General features: G+C 47.0%; 18 protein-coding genes. 15 read left to right on the top strand and 3 right to left on the bottom strand.

All coding sequences use genetic code 11. The annotated features are described in order from the left end of the window. Positions 1 to 29: 29 nt before the first annotated feature. The 8 genes from MKY28_RS15095 to coaD all read left to right on the top strand — a co-directional run bounded on the left by MKY28_RS15095 (position 30) and on the right by coaD (position 7,734). Complete coding sequence (locus tag MKY28_RS15095; protein ID WP_036610887.1) at positions 30 to 920, top strand: carbohydrate ABC transporter permease; 891 nt, start codon at positions 30 to 32, stop codon at positions 918 to 920. After that, complete coding sequence (locus MKY28_RS15090) at positions 913 to 1,743, top strand: carbohydrate ABC transporter permease (RefSeq protein WP_036609483.1); 831 nt, start codon at positions 913 to 915, stop codon at positions 1,741 to 1,743. Before MKY28_RS15095 ends, MKY28_RS15090 begins: the two co-directional genes overlap by 8 nt. A 157-nt stretch (positions 1,744 to 1,900) precedes the next feature. Then, positions 1,901 to 4,948, top strand: coding sequence for a glycoside hydrolase family 2 TIM barrel-domain containing protein (locus MKY28_RS15085; protein WP_340936303.1), 3,048 nt, complete (start codon positions 1,901 to 1,903; stop codon positions 4,946 to 4,948). Positions 4,949 to 5,118: 170 nt separating this feature from the next. After that, positions 5,119 to 5,424 carry a hypothetical protein gene (locus MKY28_RS15080; protein ID WP_017689244.1) on the top strand — a complete coding sequence of 102 codons (306 nt, stop codon included), beginning with the start codon at positions 5,119 to 5,121 and terminating at the stop codon, positions 5,422 to 5,424. A 78-nt stretch (positions 5,425 to 5,502) separates the two neighbouring features. Further along, positions 5,503 to 5,751, top strand: coding sequence for a hypothetical protein (locus MKY28_RS15075; protein WP_340936302.1), 249 nt, complete (start codon positions 5,503 to 5,505; stop codon positions 5,749 to 5,751). A gap of 129 nt (positions 5,752 to 5,880) precedes the next feature. Then, positions 5,881 to 6,315 (top strand): hypothetical protein, encoded by a 435-nt coding sequence (locus tag MKY28_RS15070; RefSeq protein ID WP_100529374.1) that lies wholly within the window; start codon positions 5,881 to 5,883, stop codon positions 6,313 to 6,315. A gap of 302 nt (positions 6,316 to 6,617) precedes the next feature. After that, a complete protein-coding gene (gene rsmD / locus MKY28_RS15065; protein ID WP_036609474.1) occupies positions 6,618 to 7,226 on the top strand; it encodes a 16S rRNA (guanine(966)-N(2))-methyltransferase RsmD in 609 nt (202 codons plus the stop codon). A 1-nt stretch (position 7,227) separates the two neighbouring features. Beyond that, a complete protein-coding gene (gene coaD / locus MKY28_RS15060; protein WP_085981453.1) occupies positions 7,228 to 7,734 on the top strand; it encodes a pantetheine-phosphate adenylyltransferase in 507 nt (168 codons plus the stop codon). Here coaD and MKY28_RS15055 read toward each other — a convergent pair. After that, a complete protein-coding gene (locus MKY28_RS15055) occupies positions 7,712 to 9,049 on the bottom strand; it encodes a nucleoside recognition domain-containing protein (protein ID WP_340936301.1) in 1,338 nt (445 codons plus the stop codon). The two genes, coaD and MKY28_RS15055, sit on opposite strands and share 23 nt — an antisense overlap. A 314-nt stretch (positions 9,050 to 9,363) precedes the next feature. On the opposite strand from MKY28_RS15055, the gene MKY28_RS15050 reads away from it, so the two are divergent. Beyond that, a complete protein-coding gene (locus tag MKY28_RS15050) occupies positions 9,364 to 10,404 on the top strand; it encodes a SepM family pheromone-processing serine protease (RefSeq protein ID WP_340936299.1) in 1,041 nt (346 codons plus the stop codon). A 351-nt stretch (positions 10,405 to 10,755) separates the two neighbouring features. Here the strand turns inward: MKY28_RS15050 and MKY28_RS15045 are convergent, their stop codons facing one another. Continuing rightward, positions 10,756 to 11,988, bottom strand: coding sequence for a nucleotidyltransferase (locus MKY28_RS15045; RefSeq protein WP_340936298.1), 1,233 nt, complete (start codon positions 11,986 to 11,988; stop codon positions 10,756 to 10,758). Positions 11,989 to 12,278: 290 nt separating this feature from the next. Beyond that, a complete protein-coding gene (hmpA, locus tag MKY28_RS15040; RefSeq protein ID WP_340936297.1) occupies positions 12,279 to 13,514 on the bottom strand; it encodes an NO-inducible flavohemoprotein in 1,236 nt (411 codons plus the stop codon). A 463-nt stretch (positions 13,515 to 13,977) separates the two neighbouring features. On the opposite strand from hmpA, the gene MKY28_RS15035 reads away from it, so the two are divergent. The 6 genes from MKY28_RS15035 to fabD all read left to right on the top strand — a co-directional run bounded on the left by MKY28_RS15035 (position 13,978) and on the right by fabD (position 18,603). Then, positions 13,978 to 14,484, top strand: a complete 507-nt coding sequence (locus MKY28_RS15035; RefSeq protein WP_339198889.1) for a YceD family protein — start codon at positions 13,978 to 13,980, stop codon at positions 14,482 to 14,484. A gap of 67 nt (positions 14,485 to 14,551) precedes the next feature. Next, positions 14,552 to 14,725, top strand: a complete 174-nt coding sequence (gene rpmF, locus MKY28_RS15030; protein ID WP_017689233.1) for a 50S ribosomal protein L32 — start codon at positions 14,552 to 14,554, stop codon at positions 14,723 to 14,725. Positions 14,726 to 15,097: 372 nt separating this feature from the next. Then, positions 15,098 to 15,646, top strand: coding sequence for a transcription factor FapR (gene fapR, locus MKY28_RS15025; RefSeq protein WP_047842457.1), 549 nt, complete (start codon positions 15,098 to 15,100; stop codon positions 15,644 to 15,646). Further along, a complete protein-coding gene (gene plsX, locus MKY28_RS15020) occupies positions 15,643 to 16,638 on the top strand; it encodes a phosphate acyltransferase PlsX (RefSeq protein WP_047842458.1) in 996 nt (331 codons plus the stop codon). Before fapR ends, plsX begins: the two co-directional genes overlap by 4 nt. Positions 16,639 to 16,646: 8 nt before the next feature. Continuing rightward, a complete protein-coding gene (locus MKY28_RS15015) occupies positions 16,647 to 17,636 on the top strand; it encodes a beta-ketoacyl-ACP synthase III (protein ID WP_036610885.1) in 990 nt (329 codons plus the stop codon). Positions 17,637 to 17,661: 25 nt separating this feature from the next. After that, positions 17,662 to 18,603 (top strand): ACP S-malonyltransferase, encoded by a 942-nt coding sequence (gene fabD / locus MKY28_RS15010; RefSeq protein ID WP_076249833.1) that lies wholly within the window; start codon positions 17,662 to 17,664, stop codon positions 18,601 to 18,603. The last annotated feature ends 32 nt before the right edge of the window (positions 18,604 to 18,635 follow it).

Genomic DNA, 18,635 nt, shown 5'->3' with positions numbered 1-18,635 from the left:
GGAGAGAGAGGAGCCATACTGTGAAAGCCATGAATACAGGAGACAGTCTCCAAAAGAAAAATAATTTGACTGGATGGGCTTTTGTTTTGCTGGCTGTTGTCGGGATTGTTGCATTTTACTTCTACCCGATGATCCAAGCGCTGCTCTTATCGTTCAAGTCTGGTGTAGGAGCCAATCTTGAATTTTCGGGCCTTTCTAACTACAAAAGATTGTTAGTTGATACAACGTTCCGTACAGCATTATCGAATACATTTATCTACTTGATTATTCAAGTGCCTGTAATGATTATCCTTGGTTTGTTTATTTCCGTATTGCTGAATGACAGCACACTACGTTTCCGGAGCTTCTTCCGTACAGCGATTTTCTTGCCTTGTGTAACTTCATTGGTAGCGTACTCTGTTGTATTCAAATATCTGTTCGCACCAGATGGAATGGTGAATCAATTCCTGATGGGCTTGCACATTATTGGCGATCCAATTCAATGGATCACAGACCCGTTCTGGGCTAAAATTACGATCATAATCGCCGTTACTTGGCGTTGGACCGGATATAACATGATTTTCTATCTGTCATCCCTGCAAAACATCGATCAATCGATCTATGAAGCTGCAAGAATTGACGGAGCGAATGCTTTTACACAATTCTTCAAAATCACTGTACCTTTGCTTAAACCGATTATCCTTTTCACGTCCATCACATCAACGATTGGTACATTGCAAATCTTCGATGAGATCATGAATATTACCAAAGGTGGTCCAGGTAATGCGACCATGTCGATTTCACAATACATCTACAACCTTTCGTTCAAATATTCACCGGACTTCGGTTATGCAGCAACAGTGTCGTATTCCATCGTAATCTTGATTATTGTATTGTCCATCATCCAGTTTAAAGTGGCAGGTGATAATAAAAATGGCTAAAGCTAAAGCAAAACGGATTTTCACGTATGTGTTCCTATCCATCGTCGCCTTTGTATCCATTTTCCCTTTCTTCTGGATGCTGGTCAGTTCAACAAATGCATCAGTCGATGTCACCAAGGGTAGACTACTGCCCGGTTCAGCTTTTATTGATAACTTCAACAAACTGATTGATTCGACAAATCTGGTACAGGCTCTCGGAAACTCGGCGATTATCTCTGTGGTCTCCACTCTCTTGGCACTGTTTATTGGTTCCATGGCAGGTTATGGTTTCGAGGTATATCGCACGAAGTCTCGTGACATTGTGTTTAATATCCTGTTGTTATCCATGATGATCCCGTTTGCAGCGATCATGGTACCACTGTATCGTATGTTCGCAACAATCTCGGGAGTTGCACCGGTTATCGGAATCAACACGATGGCAGCAGTGATCCTGCCAACCATCGCAACAGCGTTCCTGATCTTTTTCTTCCGTCAGAACACCAAAATGTTCCCGAAAGACTTGCTGGAAGCTGGACGTATTGATGGTTTGAGTGAACTGGGCATCTTCTTGAAGATCTATATGCCAACCATGAAAACAACATATGCAGCGGCAGCAATCATTACATTCATGAGTAGCTGGAACAACTATCTGTGGCCACTCATTGTATTGCAAACACCTGACCAACAAACGATTCCACTGTTGATCTCAAATCTGGGTGCTGGTTATTCTCCGGATTACGGAGTAATCATGACAGCAATCGTGATTGCAACACTGCCTACAGCAATCGTTTTCTTCATCATGCAGAAACATTTTGTTGCAGGTATGGTAGGTTCCGTGAAGTAATGAAAACAGCATAATCCGTGCAAATGACGGATGCAGGAAAGAAGAGAGGGCGCTGTTATGGCGTACCTCTGTCTTTTTTGTTTATGTAAAGCAAAAGGAAATCCAGCGTAAACCTTGAATAAGTCAAACTATAACGTTTTAAAGGGAGAGAGAGCCGATGAAAGCAACAAAGGCAGATATCAACTGGTTGGGGGACGTAAGTGTATTTGAGGTGAACCGTCTTCATGCCTATTCCGATCACCGTTACTACCAAACAATGGACGAGGCTGTAGGTTCAGGCGCGATGTCCATGCGTTATGATCTGAATGGTACGTGGAAATTCAACTATGCAATTCGTCCAGACAGCCGTTCTGAGTTTTTCTATACATCCGATTTCTCCAGTGAAGGCTGGGATGATATTGAAGTTCCGGGGCATATCCAACTTCAAGGATACGGACAGATTCAATATGTAAATACACAATATCCTTGGGATGGACTGAACGAAATTCGTCCGCCGGCATTGCCGCAGGATAAAAATCCGGTTGGAAGTTACATTCGCACATTCCACCTGCCGACAGGTTGGGAGTCGAATCCGGTATATATTTCTTTCCAAGGTGTAGAGTCTGCATTCTATGTATGGCTTAATGGACAATTCGTAGGATACGGGGAAGACAGCTTTACGCCATCTGATTTTGACCTGACGCCATTCCTTAAGGATGGAGAGAACAAACTCGCAGTTGAGGTGTATCAACGCAGCACAGGCAGCTGGCTGGAAGATCAGGATTTCTGGCGTTTCTCCGGCATTTTCAGAGACGTGTATCTGTATACGGTCCCTGCTGCACACGTACGTGATGTTCATGTGCGCACTGATCTGGACAAGTCCTATACGAACGGTACACTGCAACTAGATTTGAAACTGGAAGGAAAAGCTGTTGCAGGAGCACGTGTAGAGGCTGAACTTCGTGATCGTGAAGGCAATACCGTTAAAACGTTTGAATCCAAAGTTAACGATGGGCAAGTAAGTCTTCGTGAAGATATCGGTACAGTGAACCTGTGGAGCGCAGAAATTCCATACTTGTACCGTCTCTATATTCGTGTATATGATGCTGCGGGTGCACTGGTTGAGGTTGTTCCTCAAGCCGTTGGTTTCCGTACATTTGAAATGATCGATAAAGTGATGCACATCAACGGTAAACGTATCGTATTCAAAGGTGTGAACCGCCATGAGTTCAACCCGCGTCGTGGACGTGCAGTTACGAAGGAAGACATGCTGTGGGATGTTCGTACGATCAAACAGAACAACATGAATGCCGTACGTACGTCACACTATCCAAACCAAAGTCTTTGGTATGAGTTGTGTGATGAATACGGACTATATGTTATTGACGAGATGAACCTGGAGACACACGGATCTTGGCAGAAACTTGGTGCTGTTGAGCCTTCATGGGTTATTCCAGGTGACAAACCGGAATGGCATGATATCGTTATGGACCGCGCTGTATCCATGGTGGAGCGTGACAAAAACCATCCGTCTATTCTGATCTGGTCTTGTGGTAATGAATCACACGGTGGTGAAGTCATCTACAAAGTATCCCAATACTTCAAATCAGCTGATCCAACACGTCTGGTACATTACGAAGGTGTATTCCATGATCGCCGTTTCGATGAAACAAGTGATATGGAGACTCGCATGTATGCCAAACCGGCGGACATTGAGGAATTCCTGAATGCAAACCCGACGAAACCTTATATTAGCTGTGAGTACATGCATGCCATGGGTAACTCTATTGGCGGTATGCACAAATATACGGAGTTGGAAGACAAATATCCGATGTATCAAGGTGGATTCATCTGGGATTACATCGACCAATCCATTTATAAAAAAGATCGTTACGGCAAAGAATTCCTCGCTTATGGCGGAGATTTTGGTGATCGTCCATCAGACTATTCGTTCTGTGGTAACGGGATCGTCCATGCTGACCGTAAAGTAACTGCGAAAATGCAGGAGGTTAAATTCCTTTACCAGAACATCAAGCTGTTCCCGGATCGTGAAGGTGTTAAAATTGTGAACGGTAATCTGTTCGCAGATACATCTGCGCTGGAACTGGTATACAGCCTGGAGCGCGAGGGACATGAAGTGCTGCGTGGAACATTGGAAGTCAACGTGGATGCCCAAAGCGAGACGGTAGTGAAACTTCCGCTTGGTGCAGAAGCTCTGGCGGGCGGCGAGTACGCTGTGAACACTGCATTTGTGTTAAAAGAAGCTACAATATGGGCTGACAAAGGCGAAGAAGTGGCATTTGGACAGTTTATTTTCACACAGGATCAGGTAAATGATGCAGCCGAGACGGACCTGAACCTTGTAAGTGATGTACAGGTTATTGAAGGTGACGTTAACATCGGTGTTCGAGCTGGCAAGACACATGCGCTGTTCTCCAAACAGTTTGGGACACTGGTTTCCCTGAAATTGTCCGGTCGCGAGACGATTGCTGTACCACCTGCACCGCTCTTCTGGCGTGCAATGACGGATAATGACAAAGGTATGGCGATGGGCTTCGAACTGGGCGCCTGGTATGCAGCGAGCTTGATGCCACGTTCTGTAGAGTGGAAAGCGGAACAGAAAACGGATCAATACCGGATCGAGTTCACGTACAAGCTCAACATTTCAGAGGATGTACAAGTAAAAGTGGCTTATACCGTGCATGCAGATGGAAGTGTACGTGTGCATAATACGTACAAAGGTACAGCCGGATTGCCAAACCTGCCAATTCATGCATTATCCTTCAGAACATCACCTGACTTCGAAAACGTGGAATGGCTTGCGATGGGACCCGAAGAAAATTATGCAGACCGCGCATTTGGCGCACGTCTGGGTATCCATGGCAGCAAGGTAGCTGATACTATGGCTCCATATCTGGTACCACAGGAATCAGGCAACCGTACGGGCGTACGTTGGGCCAAATTGACAGACAACGCGGGACGTGGCTTCAAAATTGAAGCATCCGGAACTCCGGTTGAGCTGAATGTCTCACCATATACGGCATTTGAGCTGGAGAATGCACAACATGCGTACGAATTGCCTCCTGTACACTATACGGTCGTGACTGTAGCGGGTAAACAAATGGGTGTTGGTGGTGATGACAGCTGGGGTGCTCCAGTTCATCCGGAATACCTGATCCCTTCGGACGGCGAACTGACATTTGAATTTGTCATTCGTGCACTGTAAGTAAAAGGATCATACAGAATAAAGAATGTATTCTATAAAGAACAGAGGTCTTCGCTATCGGAGGCCTCTGTTTTGTTATGTCAACGAACAGCTTGGGAGGCTTGGTATGAAACCGTTCTCTCTCCAACCTCGTAATGTACGAGACAGGAAACATAAGAGGGGGGTTCAAGATGAGTAAAAAAGCAAAGACAGGTATATGGGTGACGGTGTTGGTCTTCTTGGGCATCATAGTTGGATGTTTCATATGGTATTTCAATACCGCTTCAGGTGAACGTGCACTCAAAACAATGAGGTCCAATAACTCGGGTGGCCTGGAGAGGGTTGTTAAAGTGTACAGCAATAATGGTGAATTGATTCAGACCTATGATGGCAAGATTGACGTGGAAGATACGGAATACGGCAATAAAGTATTATTTGATCTCAATGGGAAACGTGTTGTGATCTATAATGCAACGATTGTTGTTGAAGAGAAGTAAAGCAAAATTAAGGAAATGATATAAGGGTCGGGTGAGATTTTTATGGTGGATATGTACCTCATAATCCTAGTTGCTATCTTGGGAATGATCCTGTTCTATAGCTTGATCGCTTATTTCTTGATTCGTTTCATTTCGAAAAAAGCATTCAAGCTGACGTTAACCAAATATGAAATGACGGAGATTATGACTTGGCTCGCCGTGTTGTTTATTACCTTCATGATGATTAAGACGGGTTCGATAAATCTTCTCTTGCCGGTTGTTTTACTTATCATTCCATTGATCAATTTGCGAAGGTCTAATCGGAAACATCGAGAGCTGAACTCGTAAGCTCTTGCTACGTTGGGGTAAGGTACAAGAAGGATGAACATAGGAAAGGTTGACGGAGATTACATCACTAGTCAACCTTTTCTAGTTGTATGATTATGAATGGTGAAAATGAACGGGAGGATTTCAATAATGATCTTCGGAAAATCAACGGATACTTCAGGTGTAACGCAGGTTGCCAATCTTTCGGATGAGTTGCAGTCTGTTTTTGATCAAGCAGAAAGCAAATATAAAATAGTTGATATTGAACTCTTCTTTGTTTTCAGGTGTCTTCCTGAAGAATATGAGAGGAAGTCGACGGTCAGACATGTGAAGAAGGAGAATGTCATCTATTTTGATCTGGTGGTCAGCGAGGATCGTTATAAGACATTAAGCAAAAGCAAACAACGGTATGTCTTAAGCCATGAGTTTTATGCTTTTTTAAGTGAAAAGATCCAGAAATACAATATTGAACATTTAAAAGTGAATGAGTTTATCGCAGATATGGGCATGTGGCTGAGGGAGATCGGATGGTTGCAGACTGAAGAAGAAGCAGAAATAAGTGAATTTGACGAAAAATATAACTAGCAAAATAAATTAAAACATAAACAACAAAAAGAAGCCCTCTTTCGAGAGCTTCTTTTTCATGGGAGAGGAGAAACCGGACGAAGAGCTTATGGGGAAACGTAAGTCTTCTCCGCGGTTGTCTACGACACTTGTGATGTCGATAATTATAGAATCGCCCGATTGTTTCCTTTTTATACATATGCGTCAACAATTCGTCAACAATTTTCCAAGGGAAATGAAGACCGCACATTTTTCAAACCGAACCCGAATGTGGTACGATAGTCGTATCAATAAACTTACATAGAGAAAAGGTGACTCGTCAAGTGAGAGTGGTATCTGGGAGTGCAAAAGGCAGGCCGCTGAAGGCTGTTCCTGGCACGGGTACGCGGCCAACCACCGACAAGGTGAAGGAAGCGTTATTTAGCATGGTTGGTCCTTATTTTGAGGGCGGCACAGCATTGGATCTGTTTGCAGGCAGTGGAGGTCTCGGTATTGAGGCGCTGAGCCGCGGCATGGACAAGGCTGTTTTTGTTGATTTGGAATCGAAAAGTATTGAAGTCATCCGCATGAATCTGAAGGCAACCAAGCTGGAAGACCAGGCGGCCGTATATCGTAATGATGCAGGTCGAGCATTGAAGGCACTCGCCAAGCGAGGCACAACATTTGATCTGGTGTTTCTCGACCCGCCATATCGCATGAAGAACGGGCACGAGTTGATGTTAACCATGCACGAACTGGAACTTCTGGAACCCGAAGCAACCATCGTGCTTGAATATGAATCCAAACATGATTACCCTGAGCAATTCGGCCCGTTTGAACAAACGCGCAAGGCTTTGTATGGGGAGACGGCAGTATCCATCTATTATTATGCGCCAGAAGCAGTTGAAGATGGAGAATCCATTACACCGGAAGAGGAGGCTCCTCATGACTGAAATGATACATCGACAGGAACGGATCGCCGTATATCCTGGAAGTTTTGATCCCGTAACGATGGGGCATCTGGATATTATCGCCAGAGCGTCGAAGCAATTTGATCGCGTCATTGTGGCTGTGTTGAACAATATGAGCAAAAATCCGCTGTTTACGGTGGAGGAACGCAAGGAACTGATTACGGAAGTAACCCGCCATCTACCGAATGTCGAAGTGGACAGTTTCCGCGATCTGACAGCCAATTACGTCCGGCAAAAGGAAGCTCAGGTCATCGTTCGTGGTATACGCTCGGTAACTGATTTTGAATACGAGTTGCAATTGGCGTCGACCAATAGCAAGTTGAACCCGGATGCGGAAACCATATTTATGATGACAAATCCGAAGTATTCCTATTTAAGTTCCAGCATCGTCAAAGAAATCGCTCATTATCATGGAGATGTTACAGATCTTGTCTCACCTGAAGTGGAAGCTGCGCTCCGTCAGAAAATCAGCGAGAAAACCGGCGGTTAAACCAGAAGGTAAGACCTGATAGACTAATCATGACTGCAAGAAGTAACGCAAGTCCCATGCATGCAGCAGGGAAGATGCTCCAAATGGTGGTGATCGTGTATGTGTTACCTGGACTATGTATGAGTAGCCAACCGAATGGTGTCGAGAGGTCTTGCTCTGCATTCGTCTGTAATGTGGTCCAGACTTCTGTGCTATAACGGCTGAACGGCATCCATAGGAACAGACTGATGAAAAAGGCGATGAATCCATGAGTCAGACGAACTCCGGCAAAGTACAACATCGATTTGCTGCCCGGACCAGTTGTTTTCAAGACAGCAGAGACTTGCAGATGGGAGCATAAACCACCCCATCCCAGAACGGCTGCAAGTAGAGACATGAGCAGCATGGGTGTTAATGAAGTCTGGCTCAAATGATAGGTGCCGAGGTGAAGCTCGAAGAAGGCTGGCCACAGCGCAGCAGAGGACCCGGGAGTCAGATAAAGGGAGACCAACCGGATAAATACGGCAAAACCGATCATGTATCCCCCAGTCATCATTAAGGTCTGCACAGCTTGGGATACGGTGTCACCGAGCAGTTTGCCAAATCCTCTTCCATCACGAATATGTGCTTCCCTCGCTGCAATCATCATATCAGACCATATACTGCGTCGTTTGTTCGTAGCATGGTGGGGGGCAGATGAGCGACTTGTGGAACTTGCAGGACTTGCAGGCTGAGAATCAAGAGAGTTCTTATCTGCTTGTAAGGCTGTCGAGCCAACCCTGTCTTTCTGTTTACCCGGTGCTGGCAGGAGACGCGTGGCAAGAATGGCAGCAATCCAACCGCTGATCCAGTGGACCACGAGTAGAAAATATCCGGCCGCTGGCTGGTGGAGAAAAGCAGCACCAACGACCAGTATGATCATCATTGGATTGGCAAAATGAGATGCCGCCGCAAGGACAACCGCCTGCTTGGCGGTAATTTGTCTATCCTGAAATAAACGGGATACCGCATCTGCTCCTGCGGGGAATCCGCCGCACATGCCAACGGCAATTGCCAGACCTGCGTTGCCTGGGAGTCTAAACCAGCGTTGCATTAACGGTCCAAGCAAGGCGCCGATCGCGTGGGTGAAGCCAAACGCAGTGAGCATTTGGGATAACATGAGGAACGGGAGCATGGCAGGGAAGATGATTTTCCACCATATATCCAGACCTTGAATAGAGGCATCAAACGCTTCTTTGGGGGACGCAACTACCGCAATGACCAACATTAAAGCGCCGGTACTTAGGATTATCGTTCGTAACGGGCCAGAATCTCTAACCTCGCTCTGTAATGTCATCGTTTCACCTCATATCAGATAACGCCGATTTGGCATCTGAATCGTTATGGACGGCCGAATGACGCCCGAAGGGCGGTTCGGCCTTGACCGGACAGGCTATTGTATACAGCGGCCTATCCGGCCTGTACCATTGTATGCACAAGGACCAGAGTGTTAGACTTGAAAAAAATGATTAAACAAGATGAGCTGAGTATCTGCATTACAAAGAGCGTGAATCTAACCGACGAATGGAAGTATTCACAAGGTGGAATTACGATTGCTGATTAGTGTAGAGTTCAGCTTATATAGAGATACAAAGAACGGAGGCTCATGCGATGAATCGGATTCGGAAATCTGGCGGATTCAGAGCTTCGATCTTTGTGATCGTGGTGGCTCTGGTCGTCTATGTTGCCGTGTACATGCCAACGCCGTATATCATATATATGCCTGGCAGTGCAGATGAAGTAAAACCAATGGTAACCGTTAAGGGCGGAGACCAGGAAGAACACGGTGTGTTCATGATGACAACCGTGTCGGCAACATATGCCAACGTGTTTTTGCTAGGAACCTCTCTGTTCAATAAAAATGCTCAAGTGGATAAAAAGGAAGACCGACTGCGCGGCAAAAGCGAAGCGGAATACTCTGCCGAACAGGTGTGGTTCATGAGTGACTCACAATCCTCCGCAATGGAGGCTGCATATGAGCAGGCTGGTGTGCCTTACTCTATTGTACCTGAACATATCTTTGTATTTGGACTGTCCGAAGATCCAAAACCGGAAGGAGACATTGCTCCGGGAGATATCATTCTGGGAGTGAACGGAACAGCTACGCCGGATAATACGGTGCTTTCTGCCGAGTTAAAAGATAAAAAGGTCGGAGATACGGTTGAAATGCAACTGGAACGTGGTGGAGAGACCATTAGCCGGGACGTGAAACTGATTCAGGTAAAAGACAGTAAAACGGGTGAAACCCGCCCGGGACTCGGAGTAATGATTGGTACGGTTCAGAAGGTGAAAGCTGAAGAGCCAGACAAACAGATCTCCTTCACCGATACTCAGGTTGGTGGTCCGTCTGCCGGCTTGATGTTTACGTTGGAGATCTATAACCAGTTAACACCTGGAGATCTGACCAAGGGGCATCGAATAGCGGGTACAGGTACCATTACCAAGGAGGGTGTGGTGGGTGCCATTGGTGGTGTAGTACACAAGATTGTAGCCGCTGATCGAAAAGAAGCGGAGATCTTCTTTGTACCGAAGGATAACTATAAAGAAGCAGCAGCCAAGGCTGAACAGATCGGCACCAAAATGAAACTTGTGCCTGTAAGCACGGTGGATGATGCGCTGGCTTATTTGAAATCCTTGTCCGTAAAATCATAGGATTTTAAACGGGCGGGAAGAGATCGAGCCAACGTTGAACCGGATGGATAAAGAACGGATAAAATCGGAATAATTGATTACAGTGGAATGAAGTGTGATCAAGAGATTTGAGAAGATCAACAGACTCACTAGACCCAAAGGGGTAGAGATACCCAAAAGATTTAAGAGAAAAAGAATTAAGAGAACAAGAGAAGTGAATAAGGAAATCCCCTTGTTGCGAGGTGCCCTGAGCGGCGCGCAGCAAGGGGATTTTTTAATTATATAGTTGAGTGTCGAATAGTGGATATCAATGATCTGGTTGATGATGGAATAAAAAGCTCTATAGAGATGAAGCTTATGGTCAAAAGCGGATTACAGTCTCACAGGCGACTCATAGTAGTCACTAAACATCTTGCGTGTGTCCTTATGCTCGCAAGCGAGCCCATACGCAACCTGAGCTTGTATATCCAGTTCAAGTTGATTGTGTGTGAACGTCGACGGTTTCAGTACAACAGGCAGTGAGGCGGTTTTCTTCATTTGTTTAAGCAGGCTCTGCCCTTGAGCATTAAATCCGAGGACTCGGAGATATCCGGGTCCGGCAGCCAATTGCTCTGGTGAACACTCGGCTTTGGTGTGATTCAGGAGCAGGTGTGCGAGCATACGCTGGAGCTTGGTGCGTGTGTATCGTTTGGTCTTCATTGCATTCAGGAGTGCTTCGACTGAAGGCTCCGGGAGCTGAGCGAGTGCACGGCTCAGCCGGTGTTCCAGGCCTTCCGTGACTTCGGCGATGCGTTCCAGCTCGGAGGCACGGCGGGTGGCCGCAAGGTGCAACAGCGGCTGTGCAAAGCGCTCCCAGTGTATGGGAGCGCGCCCTTCCTGCCATTCGCGATGCAGAATGGCAAGGGTTGCCGCCGGCACGTATGGCGCGGCGGCGTTGGGGCCGTCCGCCATCAGAAGGCGGCGGACGGCTGTTGCACTGGCGATCGCCCCCGGCCCGGGCGTCGCCTCATGATACGCGGCACCGGTACGCGCCGCCGTAAAGGGCTGGATCGCGCTGCCAAGTCTTTGCAGCGCGATCAGGTAGTGCAGCCCAAGCGAATTGTTGGGCTGCTCCAGCAGTGCAGCGGCGTCCTGAGCATCGACGCCGCCGGGCGCCAGCGCCGCCGCCGCGCCTGCGTACGCGGCGGGGTAGCTGGCGCCTTCTCGCAGGCGGCGCGCGATGTCCTCGCGCATCCCTGCGGGCTCCACAGCCAGCACGCGCGCAATGCGCTGCAGGCTGTCCAGGTCGCCGGACTCGCTGCCAAAGCAGAGCGAGTCCACAACGCCGGTGCGGTGCAGCAGCGAGACCGCACCGAAGGCAAACCACTCGGCCGGTTGGACCGCGTACGCAACCGGCAGTTCAAGCACGAGATCCGCGCCTGCGTGCAGCGCCATCTCGGTGCGTGCCCTTTTACCCACGATGGCGGGCTCGCCACGCTGGAGAAAAGGGCCGCTCATAACTGCGACAACGGCGTCTGCTCCGCTTAGCCGCCGTGCTTCCTGCAAATGATAGACATGCCCATTGTGCAAGGGGTTATATTCAACAATAACGCCTACGGCTTTCATGATTAGACGTACTCCTTTCGATTGGATAACCGAGTATGTATAACATCCATTCCATCATAGGGGATGTCATGTATTAGATCAAATCATGCACCAATTCAGACAAGAAAAAGGCACAAATCCAACATCAGCAGATGTCAGACTGTGCCTGCAAATCTATTGTATATTACACATTTTCGATAATCGGAGAACGGCTTCTTCATCTTAATAAATCATCGTAGTAGTACACTTACCTATACACTTATACATGTAGGAAGAAGTTAGGCTAATCACATCTCACAATCTCAGCACGCTTAGACACTTTCCGGCGCGGGAGACAGACTTGCTTTTGGCCCAAAAAATTCATAATGAATGTTGTCCGCTGCAACACCTAGCGCCTGAAGTTCCGTATACACTGCCCGCATGAACGAAACCGGTCCGCACAGATAATAAGTGGAATCCAGTTCATCAATCACTTGACGAAGCCAGACCGCATCCATATAACCTTCCTTATGAAAATACTCATTTTCACGATCAGCATTCTCAGGTTGAGTATAACAATAATAAGCTTTAACGCCCTGATTACGTTTGGCCAGACTGTTCAAATGATCACGGAACGCGTGCGATTGACCATTGGGACTTGCATGCAAAAATGTAATGTTGCGATTTTCATTCAAGTTAACCAGCGTATTTAACATACTGATCATGGGCGTTAGACCGACACCACCACTCAGGAGAACAACAGGTCGTTTATCGTCTGCATTCAGCGTGAAGTCCCCAGCAGGAGCGGATAGCTCCACCAGACTGCCTTCTTCAATGTGATCGTGGAGATACGTAGAGATAACTCCGTCAGGACGCTCTAATACACCTCGCTCACGCTTAACGGAAATGCGATAGTAGGGTTTACCCGGGGTATCTGAAAGGCTATACTGACGAATCTGGGTAAATGACTGTGCCTCTGGTTTGATTTTGATACTGATGTATTGTCCCGGTTCATAACTGGCAATGGGCTGACCATCGTCTGGAACGAGGTAAAAGGACGTGATGACTTCACTTTCCTGCACTTTCTTGGCAACCTTGAAGGTACGAAATCCTTCCCAGCCACCCGTCTGGTTTTCCGCTTCTGTATACATGTCCTGTTCAATCCCGATAAAGGCGTCTGCAATGACATTATAGGCTTCGCCCCACGCCGTGATAATTTCATCCGTTGCCGCGTCTCCAAGTACATCTTTGATGGCTTGAAGCAGATAGGTGCCAACAATCACATATTGCTCGGGAACGATAACCAGGCTGCGATGTTTATGTGCAACTTGCCGGACGGCAGGCAGGATGGAGGACAGATTATCGATATGCAGGGCAGCGGTGTATACCATATTGGCGAGGGCGGCTTGCTGTCGTCCCTGTTTCTGATTTGCGTGATTGAAAATATTCAGTAGTTCCGGATGAGCTGTGAACATCGTTTCATAGAAATGGCGTGTGATCGCTTCGCCGTGGACTTCAAGTACAGGTACTGTAGATTTAATGACTCTAATTGTGTGCTCGCTTAACATACATTTTCCCTCCCGATATAATATGAAATAGTTGGATAATAAATCGGTCATGGAGCTGATCGTGCTTCGGTTTATAGCAAGTATAGATAGGGGACAAGCGGGTCTATGTGATATAGATCACACTAAACGTTAACGAAATGTGACCGGTGTTTGCAAGGAACTACAACTAAAATGACGACTTGTGATTTATCTTAAAGTGAGTCTATAATAGACCAGATGGAGTAAACGTCTGTGCGGTCAGTGTTTTTAAAAAGGGTGTAAAGTTAAAAGTGTTGACAAACGTCTTGAAAAATCGGTATAATGATTTTTGTTTGTTAAGTCAATTTCATAATACTTTTAACGAAGATTCGTCAGAATACATACAGTCAGGATTTATTGCTTTACAAAAGCAGGCTTGACCTGTATAACTGTCGTGATACGTTTGATACGAATTATGAAATTGGTTTCGTTTGGAGTGATGGAAATGTTAATGCCATTTCGCAAAGTGGCTACCAGTGATGGTCCCCTGAAGTTTAATGAACAGTGGGAGATCAAGGAACTGGTTTCTAACCGACAAGATATCACAGCCGTTACCCCGCTGACTGCGGACTTATCTGCAGAATTCAGAGAAGGTGACGTTGTGGATGTTCATGGCAAGCTGACTGTAGGAGTGGACATGTTGTGCTCCCGTTGTCTCAAGCCAATCAATGAACATTTTCATATTGATTTTCATGAGCAATTCAAGCAGGGAAAACAGCCAGAGGGATTACACGAAGACGATGATACGCTCTATGTGGATGGAGATACCGTTGATCTGAAGGGTTATGCCGAGGAAGCTTTTCTGCTGGATCTTCCGTTTATACCGCTATGTAGCGATACATGCAAAGGGTTATGCCCCAAGTGTGGCCATGAGCTGAACGAAGGTGACTGCGGTTGTGATAACGAGGTTATTGATCCGCGGCTTGCAGGGCTCAAGGATTTTTTTAAATGAGCATGATTGAAAATCGAACATTTTAAGACTACCTGCAAAGGTTGATTTTGATAAGGAGGTGGGAATAATGGCAGTACCTCAACGGAGAACGTCCAAGACGCGTCGCGACAAACGTCGCACTCACTTTAAATTGGCTGTACCGGGCATGGTGAAATGTGAACAATGTGGCGAACTTAAACTTAGTCACCACGTGTGCAAAGTGTGCGGAACGTACAAAGCAAGAGAGATCATCTCTCAATAATAGTTGGACATTAAGTAGCACTTCATTTCGATGAGGTGCTACTTTTTTTGGATTAGAGAGTGTAGGTAGAGTGAGCTAACAAGCATGAAATCCTTGCACTAGAAGGGTGAATTGTTTTTGTTAGGCCAGTCTTTCTTTTTGACACGGGATGAGATATACTATAGTTTAGTACCAGGTTCTAAGATTTGACGTTACATATAGATGAACCACAATCCGTTTGAGAACGACCCTGGTGACCAGGGATGCAACTATAGAAGCAACACGAAAGAATGGTTGAACTGGCCGGACGGGACGGTTCCGTAAACGATACAGCGGGGGGTGTCAGGCATCGAACGTGTACCGAAGAGACAGAGGCAACAGCAGTTAACCAGAATGATAGAAGAGAACCCGTTTGTGACGGATCAGGAACTTACACGCCAATTGAAGGTGAGTATTCAGACGATTCGTCTTGACAGGCTGGAACTTGGAATACCCGAACTTCGGGAGCGGATGAAACTGATGGCAGAGCTCTCGTATGATCAGGTACGCTCGTTGCCCTTGCATGAGATTATCGGTGATATTGTGGATCTGCAACTGGATAAGAGCGGGATTTCCCTGTTTGAGATTAAGGAAGAACACGTGTTTTCCAGAACAGGGATTGCACGCGGACACTATGTCTTTGCACAGGCCAACTCCTTGGCTGTAGCGATTATTAATGACGAGATCGCGTTGACTGCATCAGCAGACATTCGCTTTGTCCGTTCGGTTCATTTGGGAGAGAAATGTATTGCAAAGGCTTATGTGAGATCGATTCCGGGTCAAAAGGGCAAAGCCAAAGTGGAAGTATTCACTTATGTAGGTGAAGAAATGGTGTTTCAAGGCAACTTTGTAATCTACCATTCAGGTGGAGAAGACAGCGGAGAAGGAGGTCATTTGGAATGAAAATCGTCATTGATGCCATGGGAGGCGACAATGCACCTGCATCAACGGTAGAAGGTGCGATTGCCGCAGCCACGGAATGGGCGGATACACAGATCGTCCTGATCGGCGATGAAGCCAAGCTGGAACCTCTTTTGAGTCAGTCAGGTGTTAGACCTGCCAATCTTACGGTCCGGCATGCTTCCGAAGTTATTGGTTCGGATGATGAACCCGTCAAAGCAGTGCGTCGCAAAAAGGATGCCTCCATGGTGGTCGCAGGCCGCATGCTGAAAGAGGGCGAAGCGGACGCGATGATCTCGGCGGGCAATACTGGAGCGCTCATGACAGCGGGTTTGCTTGTTGTAGGTCGCATGGCAGGCATTGAACGCCCGGCGCTTGCGCCTATGATTCCAACGATTGATGATGTAGGTGTGCTTGCGCTGGATCTAGGAGCGAATATGGATGCCAAACCGGAGCACCTTGCACAATATGGCTTGATGGGCAGTTTGTATCGGCAAAAAGTACAGGGCATTGAGTCCCCACGAGTGGGCTTGCTCAATGTAGGAACAGAGCCAGGCAAGGGAAATGAGTTGACCAAACATGCATACCCTTTACTGGAACAACTCCCAATTCGTTTTGTCGGTAATGTTGAGGCACGTGATGTGCTGACTGGTGCTTGTGATGTGCTTGTATGTGACGGTTTTGCAGGAAATATCCTGCTGAAGTCGCTGGAAGGCACAGCAGGTGCCATTTTCGCCTTGCTTAAGGAACAATTTTCATCTTCTCTCAAAAGTAAACTGGCTGCAGCTGTACTAATGCCTGAGCTGCGTGGGTTGAAACGAAAGCTGGATTATACGGAGCATGGCGGAGCGCCACTCCTCGGTTTGAGCAGACTGGTTGTGAAAAGTCATGGATCTGCTGATGGCAATGCCATCAAAAATGCTGTGCGCCAAGCTCGGATTGCAGTGCAGAATCAGCTGGTAGAGAGCATATCTAAGGAAATTAGCGGGAAGTGAGTGACGATATGAATAATTTGCGCCCAGTAGGGATTATTGGTACAGGGAAATATGTGCCTGAGAAAATTTTGACAAATAGCGATCTGGAGAAAATGGTCGATACCAATGACGAGTGGATCGTCAGTCGTACAGGAATCAAAGAGCGTCACATCGCTGCACCCGATCAGGCAACTTCTGATCTGGCATATGAAGCGGCTATTAAAGCCCTTGAATCTGCAGGTATGACAGGCAGTGATCTTGATCTGATTATTGTTGCAACCATTACTCCGGATTCTTCGTTCCCATCGACAGCCTGCATCTTGCAGGACAAATTGGGTGCAAAAGGTGCCGCGGCATTTGATCTGTCGGCTGCTTGTTCCGGATTTGTATACGGTTTGGCTAGTGCTACGAGCTTCATCCAAAGCGGTATGTACAACAATGCACTTGTCATTGGTGCGGACTGCTTGTCTCGTATTACGGATTATACAGACCGTAACACTTGTGTCCTCTTTGGTGATGGAGCAGGGGCGGTAGTTGTTGGTGAAGTTCCGGAAGGTCGCGGATTCAAAGCATTTGATCTCGGCGCAGAAGGTGCGGGCGGTAGTCTTCTTCAGATGGAAGGCGGCGGCTCCCGTCTGCCTGCTACTGCAGAGACCGTTGAAAATAAAAAACATTACATCAACATGAACGGTCGTGAAGTGTTTAAGTTTGCGGTACGTGTCATGGGGACGGCTACCATTGAGGTATTACGCAAGGCTGGTATGGAGCGTACGGATGTGGATCTGTTTGTTCCTCACCAAGCGAATATTCGGATTATCCAATCTGCGATGCAACGACTTGAACTTCCTGAAGAAAAGGTTGTAGTCAACGTGGATAAGTATGCAAACACATCTGCTGCTTCCATACCGCTTGCTCTGGTAGAAGCAGCGGAGGAAGGTCGCATGAAAGCCGGAGATACCGTTCTGATGGTTGGATTCGGTGGCGGTTTGACATGGGGTGCATCGGTACTCGTTTGGTAAAATAGACATCTGGGAGATGAATGAGATGGGTAAAATAGCATTTGTATTTCCCGGACAGGGATCACAGGCTGTAGGCATGGCCAAGGACGCGTATGAGTCCGTGCCTGCGGCAACCGAAATTTTTCGCACAGCAGATGAAACATTGGGTTTCTCGCTGAGCAACCTTGTATTTGAAGGACCGGAGACCGAGTTGAAACAGACATCAAATACACAACCGGCTCTGTTGACAGCAAGTATTGCCTTGCTAGAAGCTTTCAAAGAAAAAGGAATTCAGCCTGACTATACGGCTGGACACAGTCTGGGAGAATATAGTGCACTGGTGGCAGCGGGCGTTCTTTCGTTTGCTGACGCAGTGAGCACTGTGCGGGCACGTGGTCAGTATATGGAACAGGCAGTACCGGGTGGACAAGGAGCGATGGCTGCTGTGTTGGGTGCGGATCGGGAAGCGCTGGGGGTGCTTTGCCGTGACGTATCTGAAAGTGGTCATGCGGTTGAACTTGCCAACATTAATTGTCCGGGACAAATCGTCATTTCTGGTGTGAAGGAAGGCGTAGCTGCTGTTGCGGAACGAGTGAAAGAAGCAGGCGGTAAACGCGCCATTGCATTGGAAGTAAGTGGTCCGTTCCACTCTTCATTGATGAAGGGTGCGGCTGAGAAGCTGGCAGAGAAACTGAAAACCGTTACGTTCTCACCGGCAGCGGTCCCTGTAGTCGCTAATGTGACTGCAAGACCTGCAGAGGATGGACAGGTTCAGGATTTGTTGACAGCTCAGGTCTATTCTCCTGTATTATGGGAAGACAGTGTGACATGGCTTATTGAGCAAGGTGTGGATACGTTCATCGAGATTGGATCTGGCAGTGTATTGACCGGTTTGATTAAAAAAACAGATAAAACCGTAAAACTGTACAATGTGAACAGTCTTGAAACGCTCGAAGCAACGGCAAGTGAATTAGAAGGAATTATATGAGTTAAACTAAACTTTTTACACGAGAACGGAGA

Origin of the sequence: Paenibacillus sp. FSL R5-0473 (assembly GCF_038004565.1) — a bacterium.
Classification (GTDB): Bacteria; Bacillota; Bacilli; order Paenibacillales; family Paenibacillaceae; genus Paenibacillus; species Paenibacillus amylolyticus.
This window is presented reverse-complemented; position numbering and strand designations above follow the sequence as displayed.

Coding starts and splice junctions, on each gene's coding strand:
- MKY28_RS15055 (WP_340936301.1), bottom strand. CDS start 9,049: ATGACATTACAGAGCGAGGTTAGAGATTCTGGCCCGTTACGAACGATA.
- MKY28_RS15015 (WP_036610885.1), top strand. CDS start 16,647: ATGAATAATTTGCGCCCAGTAGGGATTATTGGTACAGGGAAATATGTG.
- MKY28_RS15045 (WP_340936298.1), bottom strand. CDS start 11,988: ATGAAAGCCGTAGGCGTTATTGTTGAATATAACCCCTTGCACAATGGG.
- MKY28_RS15035 (WP_339198889.1), top strand. CDS start 13,978: ATGTTAATGCCATTTCGCAAAGTGGCTACCAGTGATGGTCCCCTGAAG.
- plsX (WP_047842458.1), top strand. CDS start 15,643: ATGAAAATCGTCATTGATGCCATGGGAGGCGACAATGCACCTGCATCA.
- rpmF (WP_017689233.1), top strand. CDS start 14,552: ATGGCAGTACCTCAACGGAGAACGTCCAAGACGCGTCGCGACAAACGT.
- MKY28_RS15085 (WP_340936303.1), top strand. CDS start 1,901: ATGAAAGCAACAAAGGCAGATATCAACTGGTTGGGGGACGTAAGTGTA.
- fabD (WP_076249833.1), top strand. CDS start 17,662: ATGGGTAAAATAGCATTTGTATTTCCCGGACAGGGATCACAGGCTGTA.
- MKY28_RS15090 (WP_036609483.1), top strand. CDS start 913: ATGGCTAAAGCTAAAGCAAAACGGATTTTCACGTATGTGTTCCTATCC.
- MKY28_RS15080 (WP_017689244.1), top strand. CDS start 5,119: ATGAGTAAAAAAGCAAAGACAGGTATATGGGTGACGGTGTTGGTCTTC.
- MKY28_RS15050 (WP_340936299.1), top strand. CDS start 9,364: ATGAATCGGATTCGGAAATCTGGCGGATTCAGAGCTTCGATCTTTGTG.
- fapR (WP_047842457.1), top strand. CDS start 15,098: ATGATAGAAGAGAACCCGTTTGTGACGGATCAGGAACTTACACGCCAA.
- hmpA (WP_340936297.1), bottom strand. CDS start 13,514: ATGTTAAGCGAGCACACAATTAGAGTCATTAAATCTACAGTACCTGTA.
- MKY28_RS15070 (WP_100529374.1), top strand. CDS start 5,881: ATGATCTTCGGAAAATCAACGGATACTTCAGGTGTAACGCAGGTTGCC.
- MKY28_RS15095 (WP_036610887.1), top strand. CDS start 30: ATGAATACAGGAGACAGTCTCCAAAAGAAAAATAATTTGACTGGATGG.
- coaD (WP_085981453.1), top strand. CDS start 7,228: ATGATACATCGACAGGAACGGATCGCCGTATATCCTGGAAGTTTTGAT.